This is a genomic window from Chromatiaceae bacterium, assembly GCA_024235395.1.
Lineage (GTDB): Bacteria > Pseudomonadota > Gammaproteobacteria > Chromatiales > Chromatiaceae > Thiosocius.
The window spans coordinates 1034182-1057327 of the sequence record JACKMK010000002.1 but is presented as its reverse complement, the minus strand read 5'-3'; the positions used below and the strand labels follow the sequence as shown (position 1 = coordinate 1057327).

The following is a 23146-nucleotide window of genomic DNA, read 5'->3' as shown; positions in this document are numbered from 1 at the left end:
AAGCCGTTCCGGGCATGCTCGGAACGGCTTTTTTCCGTTCGGGCCGGAGCCTGCCGCGACTGGCACAGACCGACACCGCGGTGTTGCAGTCGCACTGCGGCATCCAAGAGCACGCGATTGGCGCAGGAAGCGCTGTGCAGATCAGGAAAACCGAAGACGCATTGGGGGGCGATGACCGTTCGGCACTACGCCGGTCGCCTCAATCCCCCATCGACATGTGATACCGGCGGATCAGGCTCGCAGTCGAACAATCGACCCCCGGCGAACAGGATATCTGGCGGAAGTCCGCAAGGATCTGGCTGGCCAGCTGTTTGCCGAGTTCGACACCCCACTGGTCGAACGAGTCCACCCCCCAGACCACGCCCTGTACGAACACCTTGTGCTCGTAAAGCGCGATCAACGCGCCCAGCACCGCCGGGGTCAGCTGCTCGACCAGCAGCATGTTGCTGGGGCGGTTGCCCGGGAATGTCCGGTGCGGCACCAGCTTGTCGACCATCGCGGCGCCAATGCCTCCCGCTTCGAGTTCCGCGCGCGCCTCGGCCTCGGTACGGCCACGCATCAGCGCCTGGGCCTGCGCGAGGCAGTTTGCAACCAGCTTGTCGTGGTGTCCTTCGATCGGATGATGGCTACGCAGCGGGAGGATGAAATCGGTCGGAATCAGGCGCGTGCCCTGGTGAATCAGCTGAAAGAAGCTGTGCTGGGCATCGGTCCCCGGCTGCCCCCAGATCACCGGACCGGTCTGGTAGTCGACCGCCAGTCCGTCGCGGGTGACGCGCTTGCCGTTGCTCTCCATATCGAGCTGCTGCAGGTAGGTTGGCAGATTGCGGAGGTTCTGGTCGTACGGAATGACCGCCTGGGTCGCGGCCCCGCCGAAGTTGTTGTACCAGAGGCCGAGCATCGCGAGGATGATCGGCATGTTGCGCTCGGCCGGCGCCTCGACGAAATGCTCGTCCATCGCATGCGCCCCGGCGAGCAGTTCCTCGAAACGCGGCATCCCGATCGCCAGCGCGATCGGCAGGCCGATCGCCGACCACAGGGAATAACGGCCGCCGACCCAGTCCCAGAACTCGAACATGTTCTGCGGATCGATGCCGAACGCGCTGACCGCGTCGCTGTTCGTCGACACGGCGACGAAGTGCCGGGCGATCGCCGCCTCGTCGTGCAGCGCCTCCAGGCACCAGGCACGCGCCGATTCCGCGTTGGTCAGCGTCTCCTGGGTGGTGAAGGTCTTGGATGCCACGACGAACAGCGTGGATGCCGGATCGAGCGACTCGATGGTCTGCGCGAGCTGGGCGCCGTCCACGTTGGAGACGAAGTGCATGCGCAGTTTCGGTGTCTGGTAGGGCCGCAGCGCCTGGCAGACCATCTTCGGACCCAGGCTCGAACCGCCGATCCCGATGCTGACCACGTCGCTGATCCGGCGCCCGGTGTATCCCAGCCAGCGGCCACTGCGTATCTCCTCGGAGAACGCGCCCATGCGCTCCAGTACCGAGCGGATGCCCGGCATCACATCGTTGCCGTCGACCCGGTACTCGCGTGCACCACGATTGCGCAGGGCCATGTGCAGCACCGCCCTGCCTTCGGTGTTGTTGACCTTGTCGCCCCGTAGCAAACTGTCGCCCCAGAACCGCAATTCGGCGGTCTGCGCCAGTCCCATCAGATGGTGCAGCGTCTCGCTGGTGATCAGGTTTTTCGAATAATCGAGGTAGATGCCGCACTCTTCGAGGCTGAAACGCTCCGCCCTGGTCGGGTCCTGGTCGAACAGCTCGCGCATGTGCAGCTTGGCGACGTCGGTCCAGTGTTGCTCGAGCGCTTTCCAGGCCGGGGTGTGACTGATCAATGGCATACCGTTACTACAACGCACAGAATGAAGTGAATTTACAGCGGCACCGAGGCCGTGATTTTGTCAAAGTATACCAACGCCGGTGGTCCGGGGCGCGCGGTCTTCGCGCCCGGCCGGCGATGTCAGCCATACGGAGTGCAGTACCTTGAGCGACCCATTCGTCGACGCCTGCGTCAAACATGACCGGACCCTGCGCAGTCGGGTCAAACTTTTCGGGCGACTGCTCGGCGATGTCATCAGCAGCCAGGCCGGCGGCGAAGTGCTGCGCAATATCGAACGCCTGCGCAAGGGATTCATCCAGCTGCGCGAGCACCCCGATCCCGTTCGCCTCGAAAGGCTGAAACGCCTGATCGGCAAGCTGTCGCCCGATGCCTTGCGACCGGTCATTCGGGCATTCAGCATCTATTTCCAGCTGGTCAATACCGCAGAGGAGAGCTTTCAGCACAGGCAACGACGGCGGATTGCGGCCAAGGGCGGCGTGCTGTGGAAAGGTTCCTTCGATGCCTGCCTGCGAGATCTGCGCCGCCTCGGCGTCGAACCCGACGAGTTGCAGGATCTGTTCGAAGAGATCCGCTACATGCCGGTTTTCACCGCGCATCCGACCGAATCCAAGAGACGTGCGATCATGCTGCAGATCCGCCGCATCTTCGAGAGCAACGACGCGCTCGATGCACCGCCGACGTCGATCGATCACACCGAGCGGTACACGCGCGACCTGCATACCCACATTCAGGCATTGTGGAAGACCAACGAGGTGCGCCCCTCACGCCCGGACGTGCGCCACGAGATCCGCATGGGGATGCATCACTTCCGTGAGGCGCTGTTCGATGCCATCCCGGTGGTCTATCGCCGGATGGATGGTGCCATACGTCGCGCCTACCAGAGCCACCCGGATTTTCGTGGCATCGACCTGCCGGCGATGATCCGATTCGGCAGCTGGATCGGTGGCGACCGCGACGGCAATCCGAACGTCACCGCACAGACCACGCACGAGGCCATCCTTACTCAACACCTGACGATCCTGCGTGCCTACGTCGAACGCGTCGAGGGCCTGATCGGGATTCTCACGCAGTCGCAGGATTTCTGCACGCCGTCGCCGGCGTTTCAGGCGGGTCTGCGCGAGGACGACGAGTACCGCGCTTTGTTCGACCAGGAGTGGCCGGCGCGTTTCCCCGAAGAGCCCTATCGGCGCAAGCTGTATATCACGGGCCTGCGCCTGCGCCAGACGATGCAACGCGCCAAGGCGCGGCTGGACGGCGAGCCGCTGACCGAGGACCCGGATGGCTATCGCAGCGAGGACGATTTTCTGCGCGACCTGGTGCTGATGCGCGATTCGCTGGTCAGCCATGGCGACGCCGATGCGGCCAATGCCGAGTTGCTGGATCTGATCCGCCTGGTGCGCACCTTCGGGTTCTACCTGGCACGGCTCGATGTGCGCCAGGAGTCGGCCGTGCACACCGATGCGGTTGCTGAGATCCTTGCTCACCTCGGGATCGAACAGGACTACGCCGCGCTGGATGAAACGCAGCGCCTGGAATTGCTCGGTCGGCTGATCGAAGGCCCGCCGGTCTTGACTGATCGTGAGCGGCTTTCCGAGATGACCCAGGAAGTACTTCGGGTACTGGACGTCGTCGATGAAATGCAGCAGGTGATCAGTCCACGCACGATCGGACGCTACGTGATCTCGATGGCACACCAGGCGTCTGATGTGATGCATGTGATGTTCCTCGCCAGTCTGTGCCGATTGTGCGGACAACAGGGCGACCTGTTCGTCTGCCGGATCGGGGTATCGCCGCTGTTCGAGACCATTCATGACCTCTCGCGGATCGAGCCGGTGATCTCACAGTTGCTCGACAACCGGGTGTATCGGCGGCTTTTGCAGCACCACGGTACCCTGCAGGAAGTGATGCTGGGTTACTCCGACTCGGCGAAAGACGGCGGTATCGTTGCCTCCGCCTGGCTGCTGTACCAGGCCCAACAGCGGGTGATCGCACTGGGCAAGGCACGCGGCATCCACATCCGCCTGTTCCACGGTCGCGGCGGCACCATCGGCCGTGGTGGCGGACCGACGCACGACGCGATCCGCGCGCAACCCGCCGGCACCCTGCTCGGACAGATCAAGTTCACTGAACAGGGTGAGGTACTCTCATACAAGTACAGCAACCGCGAGACGGCGATCTATGAACTGACGATGGGACTGACCGGCGTGATCAGCGCGAGTGTCGGTCTGATCCGCGATGTCGCGCCCGACGACGATAGCTTCCACGACAGCATGCGCGTGCTGGCCGAGACCGGAGAGGCGGCTTATCGGGATCTGACCGAACAGACACCGGGATTCCTCGACTACTTCTATCAGGCCACGCCGGTCGCCGAGATCGGCATGCTGAACATCGGGTCACGACCGTCACACCGCGCCAAGGGCGACCTTTCCAAGTCGTCGGTGAGGGCGATTGCATGGGTGTTCGGTTGGGCGCAGGCACGCCAGACGCTGCCGGCCTGGTACGGACTCGGCAGTGCCCTCGAGTTCTGTTGCAAGGACCAGAAGAAGCGTCTCAGGACACTGCGCCAGATGTACCGCGAGTGGCCGTTCTTTCGCGCGCTGCTGAGCAACACACAGATGGCGCTGGTCAAATCGCGCATGGACATCGCACGCGAATACGCCGAGTTGTGCACCGATCCCAGGATTCGCGACACGGTGTTCGGCATGATTGAAGCGGAGTACCTGCGTACCGAGAAGTGGATCCGCCGGATCACCGGGATCGACGAGCTGCTCGATGACAACCCCCTGTTGAAGACTTCACTGGGCAGGCGTGACCCCTACCTCGATCCGCTGAACCACATCCAGCTCGAACTGCTGCAGCGCTACCGCAGCCCCGAGACGCGCGATGTCGACCGGGAGGCGAGCCTCGACCCACTGCTGCGCTCGATCAACGCGATTGCCGCCGGCATGCGCAACACGGGCTGACCGGGGCAGGTCATCGGGAACAGGTGGGAACCGGTCGGGAGACGCTTGCCCCGACCACGATTCAGCGCGTGACTTCGATGTTGTCGATCAGGCGCGCCTTGCCGAGGTAGGCCGCAGCCAATATCACGAGATTTGGCTCGCCTGGCTCCGGCTCCTGCAGGTCCGCCGCACGCCGGATCGCGACGTAATCGGTCGTAAAGCCGCTTTCGTCGAGTTCACGTGTCGCCTGTGCCTGCAGCGCCACGACGTCGTCGCCGCCTTCGCGCAGTTTGCCGGCCAAACCGCTGAGCACACGAAACAGTACGGGGGCGGTGGCGCGCTGCTCCGCCGTCAGATAACCGTTGCGTGAACTCATCGCCAGGCCGTCCGCTTCGCGCACCGTGTCCACACCCACCACCCTGACCGGCATTGCGAGGTCGTCGACCATGCGGCGGATCACCATCAGCTGCTGATAGTCCTTTTTGCCGAACAGTGCGACGTCCGGCTGCACCATGTTGAACAACTTGCACACCACGGTGGCGACTCCGACGAAGTGTCCGGGCCGATAGGCGCCGCACAGCAGGTCGGAGAGTTCGGGCACCTCGACCCGGGTCTGCTGCGCCTGTGGCTTGGGATACATGACCGCGACCGGAGGCGCGAACAGCAGATCCGTGCCCTCGCCTTCGAGCATCGCCGTGTCGTTATCGAGCGTCCGCGGATAGTTCGCGAAATCTTCGCCGGCGCCGAATTGAAGCGGATTGACGAAGATGCTCACCACGACCCGGTCCGCGAGCAGGCGGGCGGCGCGGACCAGGGACAGATGACCCTCGTGCAGGTTGCCCATGGTCGGCACGAATGCGACATTGCCGCCACGCCGCCAGGCATCCACCTGCGCGCGCAGCTCGCCCAGCTCAGCGACCGTGTTCACGCCAGGATATGCTCGGTGGACGGGTAGCTGCCGTCTTTGACGGCATTCACATAGGCACCCAGTGCCGCCTTGACGTTACCGTTTTCGGCGAGGAAATCCCGCACGAAACTCGGTGTTCCATGCATCGTGAGGCCGAGCATGTCGTACAGCACCAGGACCTGACCGTCTGTCTCGCCACCGGCACCTATGCCGATCACCGGTACATCCACGGCCTTGGTGATCTCGGCTGCCAGTATCGCCGGCACGCATTCCAACACCAGCATCTGCGCCCCGGCCTCCTGCAACGCCACGGCGTCCTTGAGGATACGTTCCGCCTCGTGCTCACCGCGCCCCTGTATCCGATAGGCGCCGATCTGATGGATCGACTGCGGCGTGAGCCCGAGATGCCCGCAGACCGGCACCGCGCGCGCGGTCATGTGACGCACGGTGTCGACCTGTGGCGCACCACCTTCGATCTTCACCATGTGGGCACCGCCTTCCTTCATCAACCGACCCGCCGTGTGCAGCGCCTGTTCCGGCGTGCCATGGCTCATGAAGGGCATGTCCGCGATGATCAACGCACGCTCGCTGGTGCGCGCAACGTTCGCCGTATGGTAGACCATGTCATCCACGGTCACCGGCAGCGTGCTTTCGTGTCCCTGGATCACCATGCCGAGCGAATCGCCGACCAGGATCACATCCATGCCGGCATGTTCGATGAGCTGGGTGAAACTGGCGTCGTAGCTGGTGACGACCGCGATCTTCTCGCCGGCCGCTTTCATACGATTGAGGGTTGTTATCGTGACCTTTCCCACCTCTCCTCCTGCGCGGCCGCTCGGCTGGCGGAGCCGATCCGGATTCAGTTTATCGCTAGCGGTGTCGGGTTGAAATAGGACTTGCCGGTGAATCTTCGAGTGATGGCGCACAGCAGTTCCTGGTAGTCGGACTCCGAATCGACCAGGTTGAGTTCCGCGGTGTCCACGATAAGGACGGGGGAGGCATCGTAATAATAAAAATAACGTGCATACGCTTCCGACAGGCGTGCCAGGTAGTCGGGTGCGAGGCTGTTCTCCATCGTCCGGTTGCGCCGTCGGACGCGCTGCATCAACTCATCGACCGGCGCCTGCAGGTAGAGGATCAGATCCGGTCTGGGTGCCTGCATCTCAAGGCGAGCGTACACCTCGTCATAGAGTGCCAGTTCCTCCGGCTGCAGGTTCAGTTCGGCAAACAGACGGTCTTTGGCAAACATGAAATCGGCGACCAGGTGGCTGTTGAACAGGTCGCGCTGGCGCAACTGTTCGAGCTGCCGGCTGCGCTGAAACAGGAAATGCAGCTGGGCCGGAAACGCCGCGGCAAGCGGATCGTCGTAGAAGCGTGCGAGGAACGGATTGTCCTCGGCGCATTCGAACAGGCTCGCGTAGCCGAGCGTCTCCGTCAGGCGCCGTACCAGGCTGGTCTTGCCGACGCCGATCGGTCCCTCGACAACGATGAATTCCGGCGGCGATTGGCGCTGCTCAGGCATCTTCGGCACCATCGATCACGTGCAGGTCCTCCATCGAAACACCCTCCAGCAGGTCGTGCAGTGTCCCCAGCCCGGGGATCCGGAGATCCGGCGCGATCTCGTGCAGCGGTATCAGCACGAACGCACGGTGCTGCAGCTGAGGATGCGGCACGACCAGGCGATCGGTGCGGATACGCGCACTGCCGTATGTCAGGATATCCAGATCCAGCGTGCGCGGCCCCCAGTGCACACCGCGCACACGGCCATGCCGTTGTTCCACGGCCTGTAGCGCATCGAGCAGTTCAGACGGCGCGAGACGGGTCTCGACCGCGGCGACCGCGTTGATGTAATCCGGTTGTCCGGCGGGACCGAGTGGTGCCGAGCGATACAGGCTCGAATGACGCAACAGGTGCGACTGCGGCATATCGTCGAGTTCCGCGAGGGCATCGAGGACCTGGCGCTGCGGTCGGTCGAGGTTGCTGCCCAGGCCGACGAACGCAAGGACCGTGGCGCTGCTCATTCCTCGGTCGCCGCTTCCTTGCTGCGCCGCCGCCCGCGTCGACCGCGTCGGCTGCGCCGACGTGCCGTCGGCTTGTCGGGCGGCGGCAACTCGCCCCCACCCTCGCCCTGCAGTGCGGTCCACCATGCCGCTAGGTCGGCGTCCGCCTCGCCGGCCGCCGCGCGCAACAACAGGAAATCGTAGGCCGCACGGAACCGCGGATGCGCCATCAGGCGCTGTGGCCGCTTGCCCCGCGTCTGGTTGAAACGCGGTTGCAGCGTCCAGATCTCCTGCATCGGCGTACTGAAACGGCGCGGCAGGGCGATCCGCTCGAGTTGCCGCGCGACGACCTCGGCCGCGGCCTGAGAGATCGCCTGGTAGGGTGCCTCGCCACCCGCCTGGAGGCGTTCCGCCCGCTGCCGGACGGGTTCCCACAACAGCACTGCAAACAGGAACGCCGGTGTCACCGACTTGCCCTCGCGCAGGCGCTGGTCGGTATTCTCCAGGCCCTTCAGTACCAGCGTCAGTGGAAACTCGTGTTCGAGCTGCGCCAGGCATCCCTCGGTGGCCGGAAACAGGTGGGCGAACAGGCCGTATTGACGCAGCTTCTCGAATCCGCCGACCGCAGTGCCGTACAGGAACAGCTTCTGGATCTCTTCGAACAGTCGGGCGGGTGGGATATCACCCAGCAGCGACGCCAGGTCGACGATCGGCTCCGCCGTCGCGTCATCGATCCGGAAGCCGAGCTTGGCGGCGAAGCGCACCGCGCGGAGCATGCGCACCGGGTCCTCGCGATAACGGGTCTCGGGGTCGCCGAGCAGACGCAATACCCCGGCTTGCAGATCCTCGACACCGCCGGCGTAGTCGATGATCGAGAAATCCGCGATGTTGTAGTACAGCGCGTTGACGGTGAAATCGCGACGCAGCGCGTCCTGTTCGATCGTGCCGTAGACGTTGTCGCGCAGCAGCATGCCCTCGTCGGTCTGGTGATTGCCGTTTTCCTCGCCGTCCTGGCCGGCCCGGAAGGTGGCGACCTCGATGATCTCCTGGCCGAAATGCACGTGCGCGAGTCGGAATCGGCGTCCGATCAGTCGGCAGTTGCGGAACACCTCGCGCACCTGTTCGGGACGCGCGTCCGTCGCAACGTCGAAGTCCTTCGGCTCGCGCCCAAGCAGGAGGTCACGGACACCGCCACCGACCAGATGCGCGGCAAACCCCTCCGCTTTCAGGCGGTAGAGCACTTTCAACGCATTCGGCGAGATGTTGGCACGCGAGATCGTGTGCTGATCGCGGGGGATGACGACGGGTTGGGTAATGACGGGTTACCGGGCTGTTGGCGACTGGGTGGCCGCTATCATAGCACTGCACACACCCCACGATCAGTGTCACGCCCCGCCGCCCCCATCCGCCGCGACACAGCTGGCCTGCGCGAGTGCGCCGAGCGCGCAGGCAAATCGGTATACTGTGATTTTTTGCCAGCCGCCCTGCCGGACACCGACCAATGGACAAGACTTACGACCCACACGCCATCGAACAACGCTGGTATCAGACCTGGGAGGACCGCGGCTGGTTCGAACCCGGGACCGGCGACGGCAAGCCCTATTGCATCATGATTCCGCCCCCCAACGTCACCGGCAACCTGCACATGGGGCATGGCTTCAACAACACGGTGATGGACACGCTGATCCGCTTCAACCGGATGCGCGGTCGCCCGACCCTGTGGCAGCCCGGCACCGACCATGCCGGGATAGCGACCCAGATGGTGGTCGAACGCCAGCTCGAGGCGGCTGGCCAGACCCGTCACGATCTCGGCCGTGCGCGGTTCATCGAGCGTGTCTGGGAGTGGAAGGCGGAGTCCGGTGGCAACATCACCCGTCAGTTGCGCCGACTCGGCTCGTCGCTCGACTGGCGCCACGAACGGTTCACGATGGATGAGGGCCTGTCGGAGGCGGTCCAGGAGGTGTTCATTCGCCTCTACGAAGAGGGACTGATCTACCGCGGCAAGCGCCTGGTGAACTGGGACCCCAAACTGCATACCGCGGTATCCGACCTCGAGGTCATCTCCGAGGAAGAGGCCGGCAGCATGTGGCACATGCGTTATCCCTTGAGCAACGGCAAGGGCCACCTGGTCGTCTCCACGACCCGCCCCGAGACGATGCTCGGCGACTGCGCGGTCGCGGTGAACCCGGACGATGCACGCTACAGGCACCTGATCGGAGAGCTGGTCGAGCTGCCGCTGACCGGACGGCGGATCCCCATCATCGCCGACGAACACGCCGACCCGGAATTCGGCACCGGTTGCGTCAAGATCACCCCGGCCCACGATTTCAACGACTACGCCGTCTGGCTGCGGCATCGCGACGAGACGCCGATCAGCAAACAGGTCCATGGCGGACTGATCAACATCTTCACGATCGATGCGGCCGTGCGCGCCAACGAGGACGGCGAAGACCAATTGATTCCGCCCCAATATGCCGGCCTGGACCGCTACGCGGCCCGCAAGCAGATCGTCGCCGACCTCGAGGCCCAGGGCCTGCTCGAAAAGATCGTCGATCACAAGCTGATGGTGCCGCGGGGCGATCGTTCCGGGGCCGTGATCGAACCCTTTCTCACCGACCAGTGGTACGTCAAGGTCGAGCCCCTGGCCAGACCGGCGATCGAGGCGGTCGAGACCGGCAGGATTCGTTTCGTTCCGGACAACTGGAAGAACACCTATTACGAGTGGATGCGCAACATCCAGGACTGGTGCATCAGCCGGCAGATATGGTGGGGGCACCGGATCCCGGCGTGGTATGACGCGGAGGGCAACGTCTACGTCGGTCGCAACGAGACCGAGATCCGGACCCGGCACAAGCTCGCCGCCGACTATCCGCTGACCCAGGACGAAGACGTACTCGATACCTGGTTCAGTTCCGCGCTATGGCCTTTCTCGACGCTCGGCTGGCCCGAACGGACCGATCGCCTCGGCCAGTTCTACCCGACCAGCGTGCTGGTCACCGGGTTCGACATCATTTTCTTCTGGGTTGCGCGGATGATCATGATGGGCATCAAGTTTATGGACGACGTACCCTTCCACGAGGTCTACGTCCACGGTCTGGTCCGCGACTCCCAGGGACAGAAGATGTCCAAGTCGAAGGGCAACGTGCTGGATCCCATCGATCTGATCGACGGCATCGGGCTCGAGGAACTGGTCGCCAAGCGCACCAGCGGCATGATGCAACCGCAGCTGGCAGCGAAGATCGACAAGCAGACACACAAGGAGTTTCCCGAGGGCATTCCCAGCTTCGGCACCGACGCGCTGCGCTTCACCTTCGCCGCGTTGGCGGCGACCGGGCGCGACATCAAGTTCGACATGGGGCGCATCGAGGGCTACCGCAACTTCTGCAACAAGCTCTGGAACGCGTCGCGCTTCGTGCTGATCAATACCGAAGGTCGGGACTGCGGGCTGGAAGACGATGCGATCGAACGCTCGCTCGCCGATCGCTGGATCCTGTCGCGCCTGCAGAAGACCAAGCAGGCGGTCAGTGACGCGATCGAGGGCTATCGTTTCGACCAGGCCGCGCAGGCAATCTACGAGTTCACCTGGAACGAGTACTGCGACTGGTACCTCGAGCTGTGCAAACCGGTGCTCAACAACGAACAGGCCGGCGCGGCCGCGAAGCGCGGTACGCGGCGTACCCTGGTGCGGGTCCTCGAATCGTTGTTGCGCCTGACCCACCCGATCATGCCGTTCATCACCGAAGAGATCTGGCAGCGCGTGGCGCCGCTGGCCGGCAAGTCCGACGGTGGCGACGTGGACAGCATCATGCTGCAGCCCTTCCCCAGGCACCGTGCACCGCTGGTCGACGAGGCGGCGGAGGCAGAGATGCAATGGGTGATGCAGTTCATCCTCGGCATCCGCAAGATCAAGGGTGAGATGAACATCGCTCCCGGCAGGCCGGTGCCGGTGTTGCTTGCCGACAGCAGCGAGCAGGATCGAAAGAACGCGACGCAGCACCGCGCTTTTCTCGATTTCCTCGCGCGTACCGAGTCGATCACCGTGCTCGAGCCCGGCGACGCCGGCCCGGAATCGGCCACCGCGTTGGTCGGGAACATGAAGATCCTGATCCCGCTCGCCGGGCTGATCGACAAGGACGCCGAACTGGCGCGGCTCGACAAGGAGATCGGCCGCTACCGGCAGGACATCGAGCGCAGCGAGAAGAAACTGCAGAACCCGAACTTCGTCGACAAGGCCCCGGCCGAGGTCGTGCAGAAGCAACGCGACAAACTCGATCAGGACAAGGCCGCGCTCGCCGACCTCTCGGCCCAGGCCGAGAAGATCCGGAGGTTGTAATGTGCCTGGCCCTGGCAGGCGGCAAGCCGCCGGAAAGACCTGCGAACCGTTGGCAACGGACACGGCAGTGGCTCGGTTTCGGCCTCCTGCTGGCGCGTTTTCTGGCCGCCGGCCTGTGGCAATGGATCGCCCAGCGCTGGATCCTGCGCAACCCACACGTCGGTTGATTCCCCCGTCAGCACGGGCGTCCGACCCAGAACGCCCGTGCGCACCATCCCGTCGAGTTGTCACCGCGCGCGGCGTCGGAGCACGCCGTCGCCAGTGAGGCCCATGCATAAAGATTTCCGCTATTCCGCCGATACACGGGGTGCCGCGAGACCACCGACAAGGAATCTTCCGAATGCACTCACTGCTGCGCCGCTTTTCGATATCGAGTCGCCTGTTCAGCGTATCCATTCTGGCCTTGCTCGGTATCGTCGCGGTCGCCAGCCTGGTTTCGCTTCAATTGCGCGACAGCCTCTACGAACAGCGTAGAGCGTCGCTGCAGCACCAGGTGGAGAGTGCGCTCGGCGTGATCCGGCACTATCACCGCCTGTCACAGGAAGGCCAGATCACCGATGCCGAGGGACAGCGTGCAGCACTCGCTGCGGTGGCCGACATGCGCTACGACGACGGCAAGGGGTACTTCTGGATCAACGACATGCAACCCAAGGTGCTGATGCATCCGCTGAAGGCCAAGCTCATCGGCAAGGACATGTCCGGCAGCACCGACGCCCAGGGCAAACACCACTGGCTGGAATTCGTCGAGGTCGTCAAGGCACAGGGCCAGGGCTTCGTGACCTACACCTGGGAACACAAGGCAAAAGGCATCGTCGCCGACAAGGTCTCCTATCTCGGAGGATTCACGCCCTGGGGCTGGATTGTCGGCTCGGGAACCCTGTTCGACGACCTGGATGCCATCTTCTTCGACAACGTCAAGGCGGTCGCGGCGATCGCCGGTCTGTTTGCGCTGCTGATGTTTGGTTACGCGACGATGATCGGGCAAAGCGTTACCCTGCCGACCCGGGCAATCACCGACGCCATGCAGAACATCGCTTCGGACGGCGGCGACCTGACCCAGCGGCTGCCGGCCTCCGGGCAGGACGAACTCGCGAGCCTGGCATCGGCCTTCAACCTGTACACCGACAAGATCCAACATACGGTGCGCGAGGTCGACAAGGCGACCCACCAATTGTCGGCATCGTCCGACGAACTGACCGGCATCACCCAGGCCTCCCGCGACGGCGTCGAGCGGCAGCAGAGCGAGACCGAGCAGGTCGCGACCGCAGTCACCGAGATGAGCGCCACGGTGCGCGAGATCGCACGCAGTGCCGAGGAGGCCGCCGACGCCGCCCAGCGCGCCGATCAACACGCCCAGGACGGCCACAAGAAGGTTGCAGAGGTGCGCGCCTCGATCCAGACCCTGGCCGGCGAGGTGCAGGCCGCCGTGGATGTGATCCAGCAGCTGAGCAAGGACAGCGACGCCATCGGCAGTGTGCTCGAAGTCATCCGCGGAGTCGCCGAACAGACCAACCTGCTCGCACTGAACGCCGCGATCGAGGCCGCCCGCGCGGGTGAGCAGGGACGCGGCTTCGCCGTCGTCGCCGATGAGGTACGTACACTGGCCAGCAGGACGGAGGCATCGACGCGCGAGATCCAGGCGATGACCGAGCGGCTCGGTGGTGGCGTCGCGCGTGCGGTAGCAGCCATACAGCACAGTTCGGCGACCACGGACCGCACCCTGGCACACGGCGAAGAGGCCGGTACCGCGCTGCAGAGCATCGTCGCCGCGGTCGCCACGATCAAGGACATGAACACTCAGATAGCCAGCGCGGCGGAAGAACAGGCCGTCGTCGCCGGGCAGATCGATCAGAACGTCGCGAATATCTCGGCGCAGGCACACCAGTCGGCAGACAACCTGGCACAGACCGCCACCGCCAGCACGTCGCTGGCGACCCTCGGCGGGCAGCTGCGCGCCCTCGTGGGACGCTTTTCAATCAGCTGACCGGCGCCCGCTCTCCCGCCGCGTACCACCTCGCCGCGATATGACTCCCTGTGCGGGACCCTGCGGGGTCCCGGCCACGTCAGGCCGTCGTGCCGATCTCCTATGCTGTATCCGCTCCCGTACGCCAAGGCCGGACGCGGCAGGCGCCGGGCATCGCCTGGCGACAGGCATGGAACAGGGGCAGAATGCCGGGCACACCGCAGCCGACAGAGACCGCGAGGAGTACATACATGCCGACACGCACACTTTACGACTTCCCGCGATCCGGCAACTGCTACAAGATCCGCCTGCTGCTGTCGATGCTCGGTCTCGACTACCAACGCATCCCGATCGACAGCACGGCCGGCGAGACGCAGACGGCCGAGTTCAAGCGGCTCAATCCGCGCGGACAGATCCCGGTGCTGATCGACGACGACGCGGTGATCTGGGACTCGATGGCGATCCTCGTGTATCTCGCGCGCCGGTTCGGCGAGGCGCAATGGCTGCCCGACGATCCGCTGGGCGAGGCACGCGTGATGCAGTGGCTCGCGGTCTCCGAGAACGAGCTGCTGTACGGCCTTGCCCGGGCGCGTATCGCTGTCCTGTTCAACAAGCCATTCGACCTCGACCAGTGCCACCGCGACGCAGCCTCGGGACTCGCGGCGATGGAGCAACGGCTCACCGGCAACGACTGGCTCGCCGCACAGCATCCGACGATTGCCGACATCGCCTGCTATCCCTACGTGTCCCTCGCCGAAGAAGGCAAGGTCTCGCTGCAGCCCTACCCCGCGATACGCGAATGGCTGCAACGTGTCGAAGGGCTTCCGGGCTGGAAGGCGTTGCTCGACTGACCCGGACCCCGTGTCGGCCCATCCTGCACCCGACACCGCGAGAGCCGGCCCCGTGATCCCGGTTGCAAGCCGCCTCAGCGCATCACGATCAGGCGTATCGCATCCAACCGCACCCTGGCGCGTCCGATCTGGGCGGCCATGCGTTCACGATGCGTGGCGAGTGCCTGGATCTCCTCGCGGCGCACATTCGGATTGACTCTGGCCAGGGATTCGAGACGCTGGAGCTCGTCGGTCAGGTCGGCCTGCATCAGGTCGAGTGCCTGTACCGCGCGCTCCGCACCGGCGCGTTCCGCCAGCTCCGTGGCGTGCCGCAGTAACGCCTTGACCCGCTCCGCCTGCGACTTCAATACGGTGTCGGCGAGCTTGCGATTCTGTGACAGGCACAGGCCCTGCAGGTCCGCGTGCGCCAGCTGCGTCGAGCAATCCCTGCCCTGGGCGTCCAGCAGCAGGCGCAGACAGGTCGGCGGCAGGTAGCGCTGCAATGCCAGTCCCTGGGGCGCACTACATTCCACGACACACAACACCTCGACGAACAGCGTGCCGGTCCGATAGTCGGGGTGGCTGACGACCGTGACCGCGGCCGAACCCAGCTCCCCGCTGGTCAGCATCTCCATGCAGCCGCGCACCATCGGGTGTTCCCAGGTCAGAAACAAGCGGTCTTCGTGCGCCAGCGCGTCGTTGCGCGAGAATGTCGCGGTCGCCGCCTCGCCACCCAGGCCGGGGAAATGCTCGTGCAGCATGTGTGGGCCCGGCCGCAGCACGATCGCCTGTCCGCCAGCGGTCTCGTGCTCGACACCGAAAGCATCCCAGTAGTCGTCCATGAAGGTCCGCAGCAAGGCGGCATCGCTATCCGCTCGCAACGCGGTCAGCAAGGCGGCGGCGCGCTCCGGCCGGTGGGAATGCAGCTCCAGCAGGCGGTCGCGTCCGGCCTCGAGCTCGGTATTGATCCGCCGGGTCAGCGCCGCGGCATCGGCGATCAGCGAAGGTACCTGTTCCGCGTCGCCCAGCGCAGACTGCAGGCGATCCGCGAGCTGCGCGTACACCGCGCCGGCCGCTGGACACACGGCCTCGAAGCTGGCGAGACCGTCGCGATACCAGCGCAGCAGCACTTCGCTGGCGGCGCCTTCCAGGTAGGGCACATGGATCGCGACGATCTCGCGCTGACCGATGCGGTCGAGCCGGCCAATGCGTTGCTCGAGAAGATCCGGCTCGCAGGGCAGATCGAACAGCACGAGGTGGTGGGCGAACTGGAAGTTGCGCCCTTCGCTGCCGATCTCGGAGGAGATCAGCACTTGTGTTCCCTCGTCGGGATCGGCGAAGAACGCGGCGGCGCGGTCGCGCGCAACGATCTCCATGTGTTCGTGGAACAGGGCGGCATGGATCGCACATCGCTCCAGCAGGTGATCCCGCAATGCGATCGCCGTCTCGGCCTGCGCGCAGATCACCAGGACCTTCAGTGGCGCCAGGTCGAGCAACAGTTCCCGTAGCCACGCCACGCGTGGATCCAGATCGGTCCACCCCCCACCCGCGGCCACTTCAGGTGTCGGTTCGACCGCGAGCCCGGCATAGGCGTCTGGCAGCGGCAGTCGATAGGCGTGCAACCGGCGCTTGGGAAATCCGGTGACCGCATGTCGGGTGTTGCGGAACAGGACCCTTCCGGTGCCGTGGCGGTCGATCAGGCGTTCGATCGACTGCTGGGCCGGCAGCCCGGCTTCATCGCCCAGCAGGTGCCGCAGCTGCGCGCGTTCCGAGTCATCGAGCGGCATGCCGTCGAGCAACTTGGCGGCCAGCGACGCGACCGGCACGTAGGCGGCCTCTTCCTCGAGGAATGCGTGGTAGTCGTGGAAGCGCTGTGGATCGAGCAGGCGCAGGCGGCCGAAATGCCCCGCGCGACCCAGTTGCTCCGGTGTCGCGGTCAACAACAACACCGCTGGCGTAACACTCGACAATGCCTCGACCACCTGGTAGTCGCCGCTCGCACCCTGCTCGCTCCACGCCAGGTGGTGCGCCTCATCGACGATCAGCAGGTCCCACTCGCCGGCCACGACCGCAGCGCTCGTCGCCGGCGATGTGGTCAGGAACGAGAGGCTGCACAACACCCGCTGCTCGGCGTGGAAGGGATTCTCTTCGGCCGATGCTGCGAAGCGTTCGGTGTCGAATACCGCGAACGCCAGGTTGAAACGTCGCAGCATCTCGACCAGCCATTGATTGACCAGGGCGTCCGGCACCACGATCAGCACGCGTCGCACGCGCTCGGTGAGCAGCAGCCGGTGCAGGATCAGCCCGGCCTCGATGGTCTTGCCCAGTCCGACCTCGTCGGCCAGCAGCACCCGTGGTGCCGACCGGGATGCGACTTCGGTGGCGATGAACAGCTGATGCGGAATCAGGTCGATGCGCGGCCCCTGGAGCCCAAACACCGGCGAGCGCCACAGTGCCGCAGACTGCAGCCAGGCGCGGTAGCGCAGGCTGAACCAGATATCCGCATCGATGCGCCGTGCCAGCAGCTTGTCCTGGGGACGGTTCAGGCGCAGATGGTCGTCCAGGGACTGCTCCGGCAGGTGCGCCCTCCGGCCCGCCTGATCGACGCAGTCGTAGCTGAACAGCCCCCCCTGCTCGTGCACCTCGCGCACGATGAGCGGTGTGCCTTCCCGGTCGCGAATCTTGTCGTCGGCAGCGAAACGCACCCGACCCAAAGGTGCGGTCTGCGCGGCGTAGGTGCGCTTCTGGGCACTCGCCGGAAAGTCGATCAGCACCAGCCGGCCGTCGAACGACTCGACGCTGCCGAGACCGAGGTCCGGTTCGGCCTCGCTGAGCCAGCGTTGCCCGGGTACAAAACGTTGCGGCACATCACCCCCCTGTGCAGGCGCGGCATTGTACCGGTTAACGGCGCCCGCGATCAGCGTCGGGTTCCGCCAAACTGGCATCCGCACGACAGGTCCGCGATAATCGCGCCCCTTTGTTGGTCACCCGGGGAGAGTCTTCAGACATGTGGTTTCGCAATCTGCAGCTGTACCGCCTGATCGAACCGTTTGATTACACTCCCGAAACGCTGTATGACGCACTGACGCAGCGCCCTTTCAAACCCTGCGCCGGATTGGATACGCACAGCGTCGGCTGGGTGTCACCGGCCGGCCGCGATGCGGGATCGTTGGTGCATGCCGCCAACGGCCGCATCATGCTGTGCCTGCGGCGCGAGGAAAGGATTCTGCCGGCGGCGGTCGTTCGCGAACACGTCGAAGAGAGGGCCGAGACGATCGCCGCGGACGAAGCCAGGCCGGTCGGCCGCAAGGAGCGGCAGCGCATCAAGGACGAAGTACTGACCGACCTGCTGCCGCGCGCGTTCACCCGTTCCAACCTGCTGTACGCCTATGTGGATCCGGCAGCCGGATGGATCGTCGTCGACAGCGCAACGGCAAAAAAGGCCGAAGAACTGCTCAGCACCCTACGCGAGACCCTGGGCAGCCTGCGTCTCCGGCCACTGGCGGTGAACAATGCACCGGCCGCAACCCTGACCCGCTGGTTGGAACAGGCGCCACCCGCCGGCTTCGGCCTGGGCGACGAATGCGAGCTCAAGGAACCGGTCGACAAGGGCGGCGTGATGCGGGGCCGGCGCATCGACCTTGCGAGCGCCGAGGTCCGTTCGCATCTCGAGGCGGGCATGCTGGTCGCCAAGCTCGCGGTCGAGTGGCAGGAACGTATCGGCTGCCTGTTGTGCGACGATCTCGGTATCCGTCGTCTGCGCTTTCTCGACCTGGTGATGCAGGAGGCTGCCGAGATCGATGCCGACGATGCCATCGCACGGTTCGACGCCGACTTCACGCTGATGGCACTGGAACTGGCGCGCTTCATTCCCGCCGTGCTCGAAGCATTCGGCGGCATCGAAGAAGACTGATCGCCTATCGCCCCGGACGGCCCGCCAGCTGATCGATCACGTAGCCGGCGGCGATCAGGCCGAAGGTCGCGGTGACCGGCATACAGGCACCGAAACCGGCACAGTTCAGCGAACCCTCGGTCGATGCGTCGCATTCACCGGGTGGCGCGACCCGCGGCTCGTCGGACCATACACAGGGGACATTGAACCGGCGCTTCGGGTTGGTCGGAAAGCCGTAATCGTGACGCAGCAGCTTGCGTGTCCTCGCCAGCAAGGGGTCCTGCTCCGTCCTGCGCAGATCACCTACCCGGACTCGGCTTGCGTCGCGCTGTCCGCCGGCGCCGCCGACGGTGATGACCGACTGTCTGCGTCGCCTGCAAAATGCGATCATCGCCGCCTTGACCCGGAAATTGTCGATGCAGTCGATCACCCACTGGTGTCCCACGGCTATCAGCTCCGCGACGTTGTCGGTGGTCACGAACGCATCGCACAGGGTCACCTCGCACGACGGATTGATCGAGGCGATCCGGTCACGCAGCACAGCGACCTTGGCACGACCCAGTTCCGCTTCGATCGCCGGCAGCTGGCGGTTCATGTTCGATTCGGCGACATGGTCCATGTCGATCAGCGTGATGTGGCCGACCGCGCTACGCGCCAGCGCCTCGACCGTCCAGGATCCGACCCCGCCGACACCCACGACGCAGACCGACGCAGCTGCCAACGCCGACAGCCCCTGATCGCCGTACAGGCGTGCCACGCCACCGAAACGCCGCGCAAAATCCATCAATCCGGCCCCATGCCCCCGATGCAACCATGTATATTAGCGAGGCGTGCAGGCGGCGGATATGCCGGCCACCGGATGCCCGGCCGCAATCGCCACGCAAGCAAAGACTGCAAACCCGATGTCGCTGACCATGTCCACACCCGCCCTCGAGGAAATCGACGACCTCCGTTCACTGTTCCTGCGCGATGTACCGCTGCTGGACGTGCGCGCCCCGGTCGAGTTCGCCGAAGGCGCCTTTCCCAACGCAGTGAACCACCCGCTGATCGATGACCTGGAACGCGAACGCATCGGCCTGACCTATAAACAGCAAGGCCAGGACCAGGCGATCGCGCTCGGCATCCAACTGGTCAGCGGCGACCTCAAAGAGCAGCGCATCCGCGCCTGGGAGGCGTTCATGCGCGAGCATCCGGACGCGGTGCTGTATTGTTTTCGCGGCGGCATGCGCTCGCAGATCAGTCAGCGCTGGCTGCACGAACACGTTGGGATCGCATGTCCGCGGGTGCGCGGCGGTTACAAGGCGATGCGCCGTTACCTGATCGACCAACTGCAGGTCAACGCCGCACAGTGCAGACCGGTGGTGATCGGAGGGCGTACCGGCGTCGGCAAGACGCGACTCCTGCGGCGCTTCGTGGAGCGACTCGACCTCGAACAACTGGCCCATCACCGCGGATCCGCTTTCGGCGGCCACCCGCAACCCCAGCCCACGCAGATCGATTTCGAGAATGCGCTTTCGATCGCGTTGCTCAAGCGGGTCGCAGATGGCAATCGCTGGTTCGTCGTCGAGGACGAAAGTCGCAACATCGGCAGTCGTCACATTCCTGAGGCGTTCTTCCGGCGCCTGGAAGAAGCGCCGATCGTGGTGCTCGAGGCCTCCGAGGAAGAGCGCATCGAGATCACGCTACAGGAATACGTGCACGACACGCTGGATGCATTCCGCCGACTGCATGGCGAGGCCAAGGGATTCGCGGAGTGGCGCACCTATCTGCTGCACAGCGTCGACCGGATTCGTCGACGGCTGGGCGGCGATCGGCATCTGAAGGTGCGACACATGCTCGAAGATGCGATCGACACCCAGCAGGCGAGTGGCGCGACAGACCGGCACCGCGCCTGGATCGCCTACCTGTTGCGTGAGTACTACGATGGCATGTACAGCTATCAACTCGCGCAAAAGTCGCAACGCGTCGAATTCAGCGGACCGGCCGACGCGGTGATGGCCTTTCTCAGCCAAAGGCATGCGATCGGGGATGTGGCCACCGTGCAGAACGAATCGGCAGCGCGCTGATGGTGAGTTACGCGAACGATCGGCAACGGCAGCCACTGGCCGGCACTATCGGCAAGAGAATGCGCAGCATCGCCTGGTTGCTGCTGATCGGGATGTGTTGGCTCGCCCCACGTCATGCGGCGTTTGCGCTCGATTCCCAGGCGGTGTTCGAATCCAACGAGCACGCGGTATTCCAGATTCGCGTGGTCAATCGCGAGACCGGGAAAAAGAGTGCGATCGGTTCCGGCTTCGTGTTCGATCGGCCCGAGCGGCTGGCGACCAACTACCACGTGGTCAGCAGCTTCGCCGAGAAACCCGACCTGTACGAACTGAGGTACCTGCGCCCGGACGGCAGCGAAGGCATGCTGCGACTGCTGGCAGTCGACGTGGTTTACGACCTTGCGTTGGTCGAAGCAGACCAGTCACTCGGCTCCCCGCTACCGGTCGGCGCCCCGCCGGCAAAGGGCGCCGCCCTGTACGCGATGGGGAACCCGCTCGACCTGGGTCTCACCATCGCAGCGGGCACCAACGGCGGGCTGCTGAGCCAGACGGACGATAGCCGCATCCTGTTCTCCGGCAGCCTGAATCCCGGGATGAGCGGCGGTCCGACGTTCGACGAGCGTGGCCTCGTGGTCGGCATCAATGTATCCACTGCGCGTAACGATATCAGCTTCATCGTGCCTGCACGTTATCTGCAGGCGTTGACAGCGATGCCGCCGGTACCCACCGACAGGCTGCTCGAGCACATAGCGCGGCAGGTACGCGCGTATCAGACGCGCTATCAGAGCGCGATCGCCGACGGTAATTGGCCGACGACCCGCCTACGCACGGCACAGGTGCCGGGCGCGATTTCGCCCACGATCCGCTGTTGGGATGCCAGCCCGAAGCCGAAACCCGAAAACCTTTACCATCATCTCAGCATCACGTGCCAGAACGAGATCGATATCTTTCTTTCCGATCGACTGGATGTCGGCAAGATCATCTATGAATTCATCTGGATCGAATCGGAGTCGCTCGAGCCGTTGCGTTTCTACCGCCTGTATCGCGCGTTGAACAACAGTCAGTTCGGCGGTCAGGCAAACAAGGACGACGTCTCGAATTTCACTTGCAATACACAATTCGTGGACGTCAACGGCCGCGATCTGAAAGCGACCACATGCACCCGACATTACCTCAACTACCCCGGACTGAGTGACGTATTGTTCACCGCAGCGATGGTGGGCGAACCCGATACCGGATTTATATTCAACATCGACCTCTCGGGGACCGATGTCGGGATCGCCAATCGCCTGATCACACGATTTCTAAGGGAAATCAAATGGCAACGCTGATCATCGAGATCGTCGGCAGACATGGCCATCATTACCACAAAGTGGAAAAGCCGGTTGTGCGTGTCGGGAGGGCGCTGGACAACGACATCATCCTGCCGGATCCGGCAGTATCGCCGCATCACTTCGTGCTGCGTGCGGACCCCCAGGGAGACTACGAACTCAGGCCGCTCGCCAACGAAAACGGCATTCACATCGGAAGGCGCCGAATCGACCAGCCGCTACCACTCGACGAGCTTCCATTGGAGTTCGACGCCGGACGCACACACATCCGTATACTCGACCCGGCGCAGCCAGTGGCGCCGACACGCATCATCAGCTGCCGTGCTGGCGGCCTGTGCCTGTTCAGCAATTGGGGCTGGTCGTTTCTGCTGTTTCTCGGCATGGTGTTGCTCAGCGCCGCCGACAACTATCTCTCGACACCACAGACGCTGAGCTGGAAATCGTACTGGCGGGATCAAGTGGTGATCACGATGGCCGCGCTGAGCCTGTCCGTGGGTCTGTTGATCGTCAATCGCATCGTCTCGCATCGCTGGGACTACCTGGCGTCGCTCAGCTTCGTCAGCCTGATGTTGATCGTTGCGTTCGTTCTCGACCAGTTGATCCCGCTCGCAGACTATTTCTTCACTTCCCCGATGCCCGGGTACACGATCAGCATCCTCTGGTCGCTGCTGATATTGCCGTTCGCACTCGGCTGGTTCCTGGTGAACCTCAACCACGGCAGTGTCGTCGGAAGCGTGATATTCACCATACTATTGCTTTCACCCGCGGCTTACTATCAATTGGACGACGCCATGACGCAATTTTCGTGGTTCGAAGATTTCACCAAGACCGCGTATTACAGCCGATCACTTTCTCCGTGGGACCAGCGCATCGAGGCGACCGCGTCCATCGATGAGTTCACACGTATCAATTCAGATTTCCTACTGCGGCACGCCAACTAGCTTTTTGCATCAAAACGTGAACTGCCGCAAGGTCGCCGTTCATTGCAAACGCATAACCTAGTCGCTATATTTACGCGCCGAGAAATATTCACGTTTTGATCCCCAGGAAAGAAGGGA

General features: G+C 64.1%; 17 protein-coding genes. 9 read left to right on the top strand and 8 right to left on the bottom strand.

Annotated elements, in window-relative coordinates; genetic code table 11:
* Nucleotides 1-199 precede the first annotated feature (199 nt).
* Nucleotides 200-1846 (bottom strand): glucose-6-phosphate isomerase, encoded by a 1647-nt coding sequence (gene pgi, locus H6955_12845; protein ID MCP5314445.1) that lies wholly within the window; start codon nucleotides 1844-1846, stop codon nucleotides 200-202.
* Between the two features lie 142 nt (nucleotides 1847-1988).
* Here pgi and ppc point away from each other — a divergent pair, with 142 nt between their 5' ends.
* Nucleotides 1989-4808, top strand: a complete 2820-nt coding sequence (gene ppc, locus H6955_12840) for a phosphoenolpyruvate carboxylase (protein MCP5314444.1) — start codon at nucleotides 1989-1991, stop codon at nucleotides 4806-4808.
* 61 nt (nucleotides 4809-4869) lie between these two features.
* Here ppc and H6955_12835 read toward each other — a convergent pair whose 3' ends face one another.
* From H6955_12835 to pcnB, 5 genes are read right to left on the bottom strand one after another with little or no spacing between them, the layout of a single operon-like run.
* Nucleotides 4870-5715, bottom strand: a complete 846-nt coding sequence (locus H6955_12835) for a pantoate--beta-alanine ligase (protein MCP5314443.1) — start codon at nucleotides 5713-5715, stop codon at nucleotides 4870-4872.
* Nucleotides 5712-6509: a 3-methyl-2-oxobutanoate hydroxymethyltransferase gene (gene panB, locus H6955_12830; protein ID MCP5314442.1), complete on the bottom strand. Its 798-nt coding sequence runs from the start codon at nucleotides 6507-6509 to the stop codon at nucleotides 5712-5714. The genes H6955_12835 and panB overlap by 4 nt, the downstream gene beginning before the upstream one ends.
* A gap of 44 nt (nucleotides 6510-6553) precedes the next feature.
* Nucleotides 6554-7228 (bottom strand): deoxynucleoside kinase, encoded by a 675-nt coding sequence (locus tag H6955_12825; GenBank protein ID MCP5314441.1) that lies wholly within the window; start codon nucleotides 7226-7228, stop codon nucleotides 6554-6556.
* On the bottom strand, nucleotides 7209-7715 hold the full coding sequence (gene folK, locus H6955_12820) for a 2-amino-4-hydroxy-6-hydroxymethyldihydropteridine diphosphokinase (protein MCP5314440.1): 507 nt from the start codon (nucleotides 7713-7715) through the stop codon (nucleotides 7209-7211). Before folK ends, H6955_12825 begins: the two co-directional genes overlap by 20 nt.
* Nucleotides 7712-9010 carry a polynucleotide adenylyltransferase PcnB gene (gene pcnB / locus H6955_12815; GenBank protein MCP5314439.1) on the bottom strand — a complete coding sequence of 433 codons (1299 nt, stop codon included), beginning with the start codon at nucleotides 9008-9010 and terminating at the stop codon, nucleotides 7712-7714. The genes folK and pcnB overlap by 4 nt, the downstream gene beginning before the upstream one ends.
* 185 nt (nucleotides 9011-9195) lie before the next feature.
* Between pcnB and H6955_12810 the strand changes: the two genes are divergently transcribed.
* The 4 genes from H6955_12810 (at nucleotide 9196) to H6955_12795 (ending at nucleotide 14841) form a co-directional block, all read left to right on the top strand.
* On the top strand, nucleotides 9196-12027 hold the full coding sequence (locus H6955_12810; protein ID MCP5314438.1) for a valine--tRNA ligase: 2832 nt from the start codon (nucleotides 9196-9198) through the stop codon (nucleotides 12025-12027).
* Nucleotides 12027-12194: a hypothetical protein gene (locus tag H6955_12805; protein ID MCP5314437.1), complete on the top strand. Its 168-nt coding sequence runs from the start codon at nucleotides 12027-12029 to the stop codon at nucleotides 12192-12194. The genes H6955_12810 and H6955_12805 overlap by 1 nt, the downstream gene beginning before the upstream one ends.
* 173 nt (nucleotides 12195-12367) lie before the next feature.
* On the top strand, nucleotides 12368-14011 hold the full coding sequence (locus tag H6955_12800; protein MCP5314436.1) for a methyl-accepting chemotaxis protein: 1644 nt from the start codon (nucleotides 12368-12370) through the stop codon (nucleotides 14009-14011).
* Nucleotides 14012-14241: 230 nt separating this feature from the next.
* On the top strand, nucleotides 14242-14841 hold the full coding sequence (locus H6955_12795) for a glutathione S-transferase family protein (GenBank protein MCP5314435.1): 600 nt from the start codon (nucleotides 14242-14244) through the stop codon (nucleotides 14839-14841).
* Between the two features lie 74 nt (nucleotides 14842-14915).
* On the opposite strand, the gene rapA is transcribed toward H6955_12795, so the two are convergent.
* Nucleotides 14916-17765 (bottom strand): RNA polymerase-associated protein RapA, encoded by a 2850-nt coding sequence (rapA, locus tag H6955_12790; protein ID MCP5314434.1) that lies wholly within the window; start codon nucleotides 17763-17765, stop codon nucleotides 14916-14918.
* A gap of 62 nt (nucleotides 17766-17827) precedes the next feature.
* On the opposite strand from rapA, the gene rdgC reads away from it, so the two are divergent.
* Entirely contained in the window at nucleotides 17828-18733 is a 906-nt protein-coding gene (gene rdgC / locus H6955_12785; protein MCP5314433.1) for a recombination-associated protein RdgC, read from the top strand.
* 4 nt (nucleotides 18734-18737) lie between these two features.
* On the opposite strand, the gene H6955_12780 is transcribed toward rdgC, so the two are convergent.
* Complete coding sequence (locus tag H6955_12780; protein MCP5314432.1) at nucleotides 18738-19496, bottom strand: tRNA threonylcarbamoyladenosine dehydratase; 759 nt, start codon at nucleotides 19494-19496, stop codon at nucleotides 18738-18740.
* 130 nt (nucleotides 19497-19626) lie between these two features.
* On the opposite strand from H6955_12780, the gene mnmH reads away from it, so the two are divergent.
* Genes mnmH through H6955_12765 form a run of 3 tightly spaced genes read left to right on the top strand, consistent with a single transcriptional unit; the run spans nucleotide 19627 to nucleotide 23029 of the window.
* Nucleotides 19627-20778: a tRNA 2-selenouridine(34) synthase MnmH gene (mnmH, locus tag H6955_12775; GenBank protein ID MCP5314431.1), complete on the top strand. Its 1152-nt coding sequence runs from the start codon at nucleotides 19627-19629 to the stop codon at nucleotides 20776-20778.
* Entirely contained in the window at nucleotides 20778-22088 is a 1311-nt protein-coding gene (locus tag H6955_12770) for a trypsin-like peptidase domain-containing protein (protein MCP5314430.1), read from the top strand. The genes mnmH and H6955_12770 overlap by 1 nt, the downstream gene beginning before the upstream one ends.
* Nucleotides 22076-23029, top strand: a complete 954-nt coding sequence (locus H6955_12765; protein MCP5314429.1) for an FHA domain-containing protein — start codon at nucleotides 22076-22078, stop codon at nucleotides 23027-23029. Before H6955_12770 ends, H6955_12765 begins: the two co-directional genes overlap by 13 nt.
* Nucleotides 23030-23146 lie beyond the last annotated feature (117 nt).

Bases quoted from the DNA above. Each gene is read 5' to 3' on its own strand.
- pgi (MCP5314445.1), bottom strand. From the start codon at position 1,846: ATGCCATTGATCAGTCACACCCCGGCCTGGAAAGCGCTCGAGCAACAC.
- H6955_12825 (MCP5314441.1), bottom strand. From the start codon at position 7,228: ATGGTGCCGAAGATGCCTGAGCAGCGCCAATCGCCGCCGGAATTCATC.
- folK (MCP5314440.1), bottom strand. From the start codon at position 7,715: ATGAGCAGCGCCACGGTCCTTGCGTTCGTCGGCCTGGGCAGCAACCTC.
- H6955_12810 (MCP5314438.1), top strand. From the start codon at position 9,196: ATGGACAAGACTTACGACCCACACGCCATCGAACAACGCTGGTATCAG.
- H6955_12805 (MCP5314437.1), top strand. From the start codon at position 12,027: ATGTGCCTGGCCCTGGCAGGCGGCAAGCCGCCGGAAAGACCTGCGAAC.
- H6955_12800 (MCP5314436.1), top strand. From the start codon at position 12,368: ATGCACTCACTGCTGCGCCGCTTTTCGATATCGAGTCGCCTGTTCAGC.
- H6955_12795 (MCP5314435.1), top strand. From the start codon at position 14,242: ATGCCGACACGCACACTTTACGACTTCCCGCGATCCGGCAACTGCTAC.
- rapA (MCP5314434.1), bottom strand. From the start codon at position 17,765: ATGCCAGTTTGGCGGAACCCGACGCTGATCGCGGGCGCCGTTAACCGG.
- rdgC (MCP5314433.1), top strand. From the start codon at position 17,828: ATGTGGTTTCGCAATCTGCAGCTGTACCGCCTGATCGAACCGTTTGAT.
- H6955_12780 (MCP5314432.1), bottom strand. From the start codon at position 19,496: ATGGATTTTGCGCGGCGTTTCGGTGGCGTGGCACGCCTGTACGGCGAT.
- mnmH (MCP5314431.1), top strand. From the start codon at position 19,627: ATGTCCACACCCGCCCTCGAGGAAATCGACGACCTCCGTTCACTGTTC.
- H6955_12770 (MCP5314430.1), top strand. From the start codon at position 20,778: ATGGTGAGTTACGCGAACGATCGGCAACGGCAGCCACTGGCCGGCACT.
- H6955_12765 (MCP5314429.1), top strand. From the start codon at position 22,076: ATGGCAACGCTGATCATCGAGATCGTCGGCAGACATGGCCATCATTAC.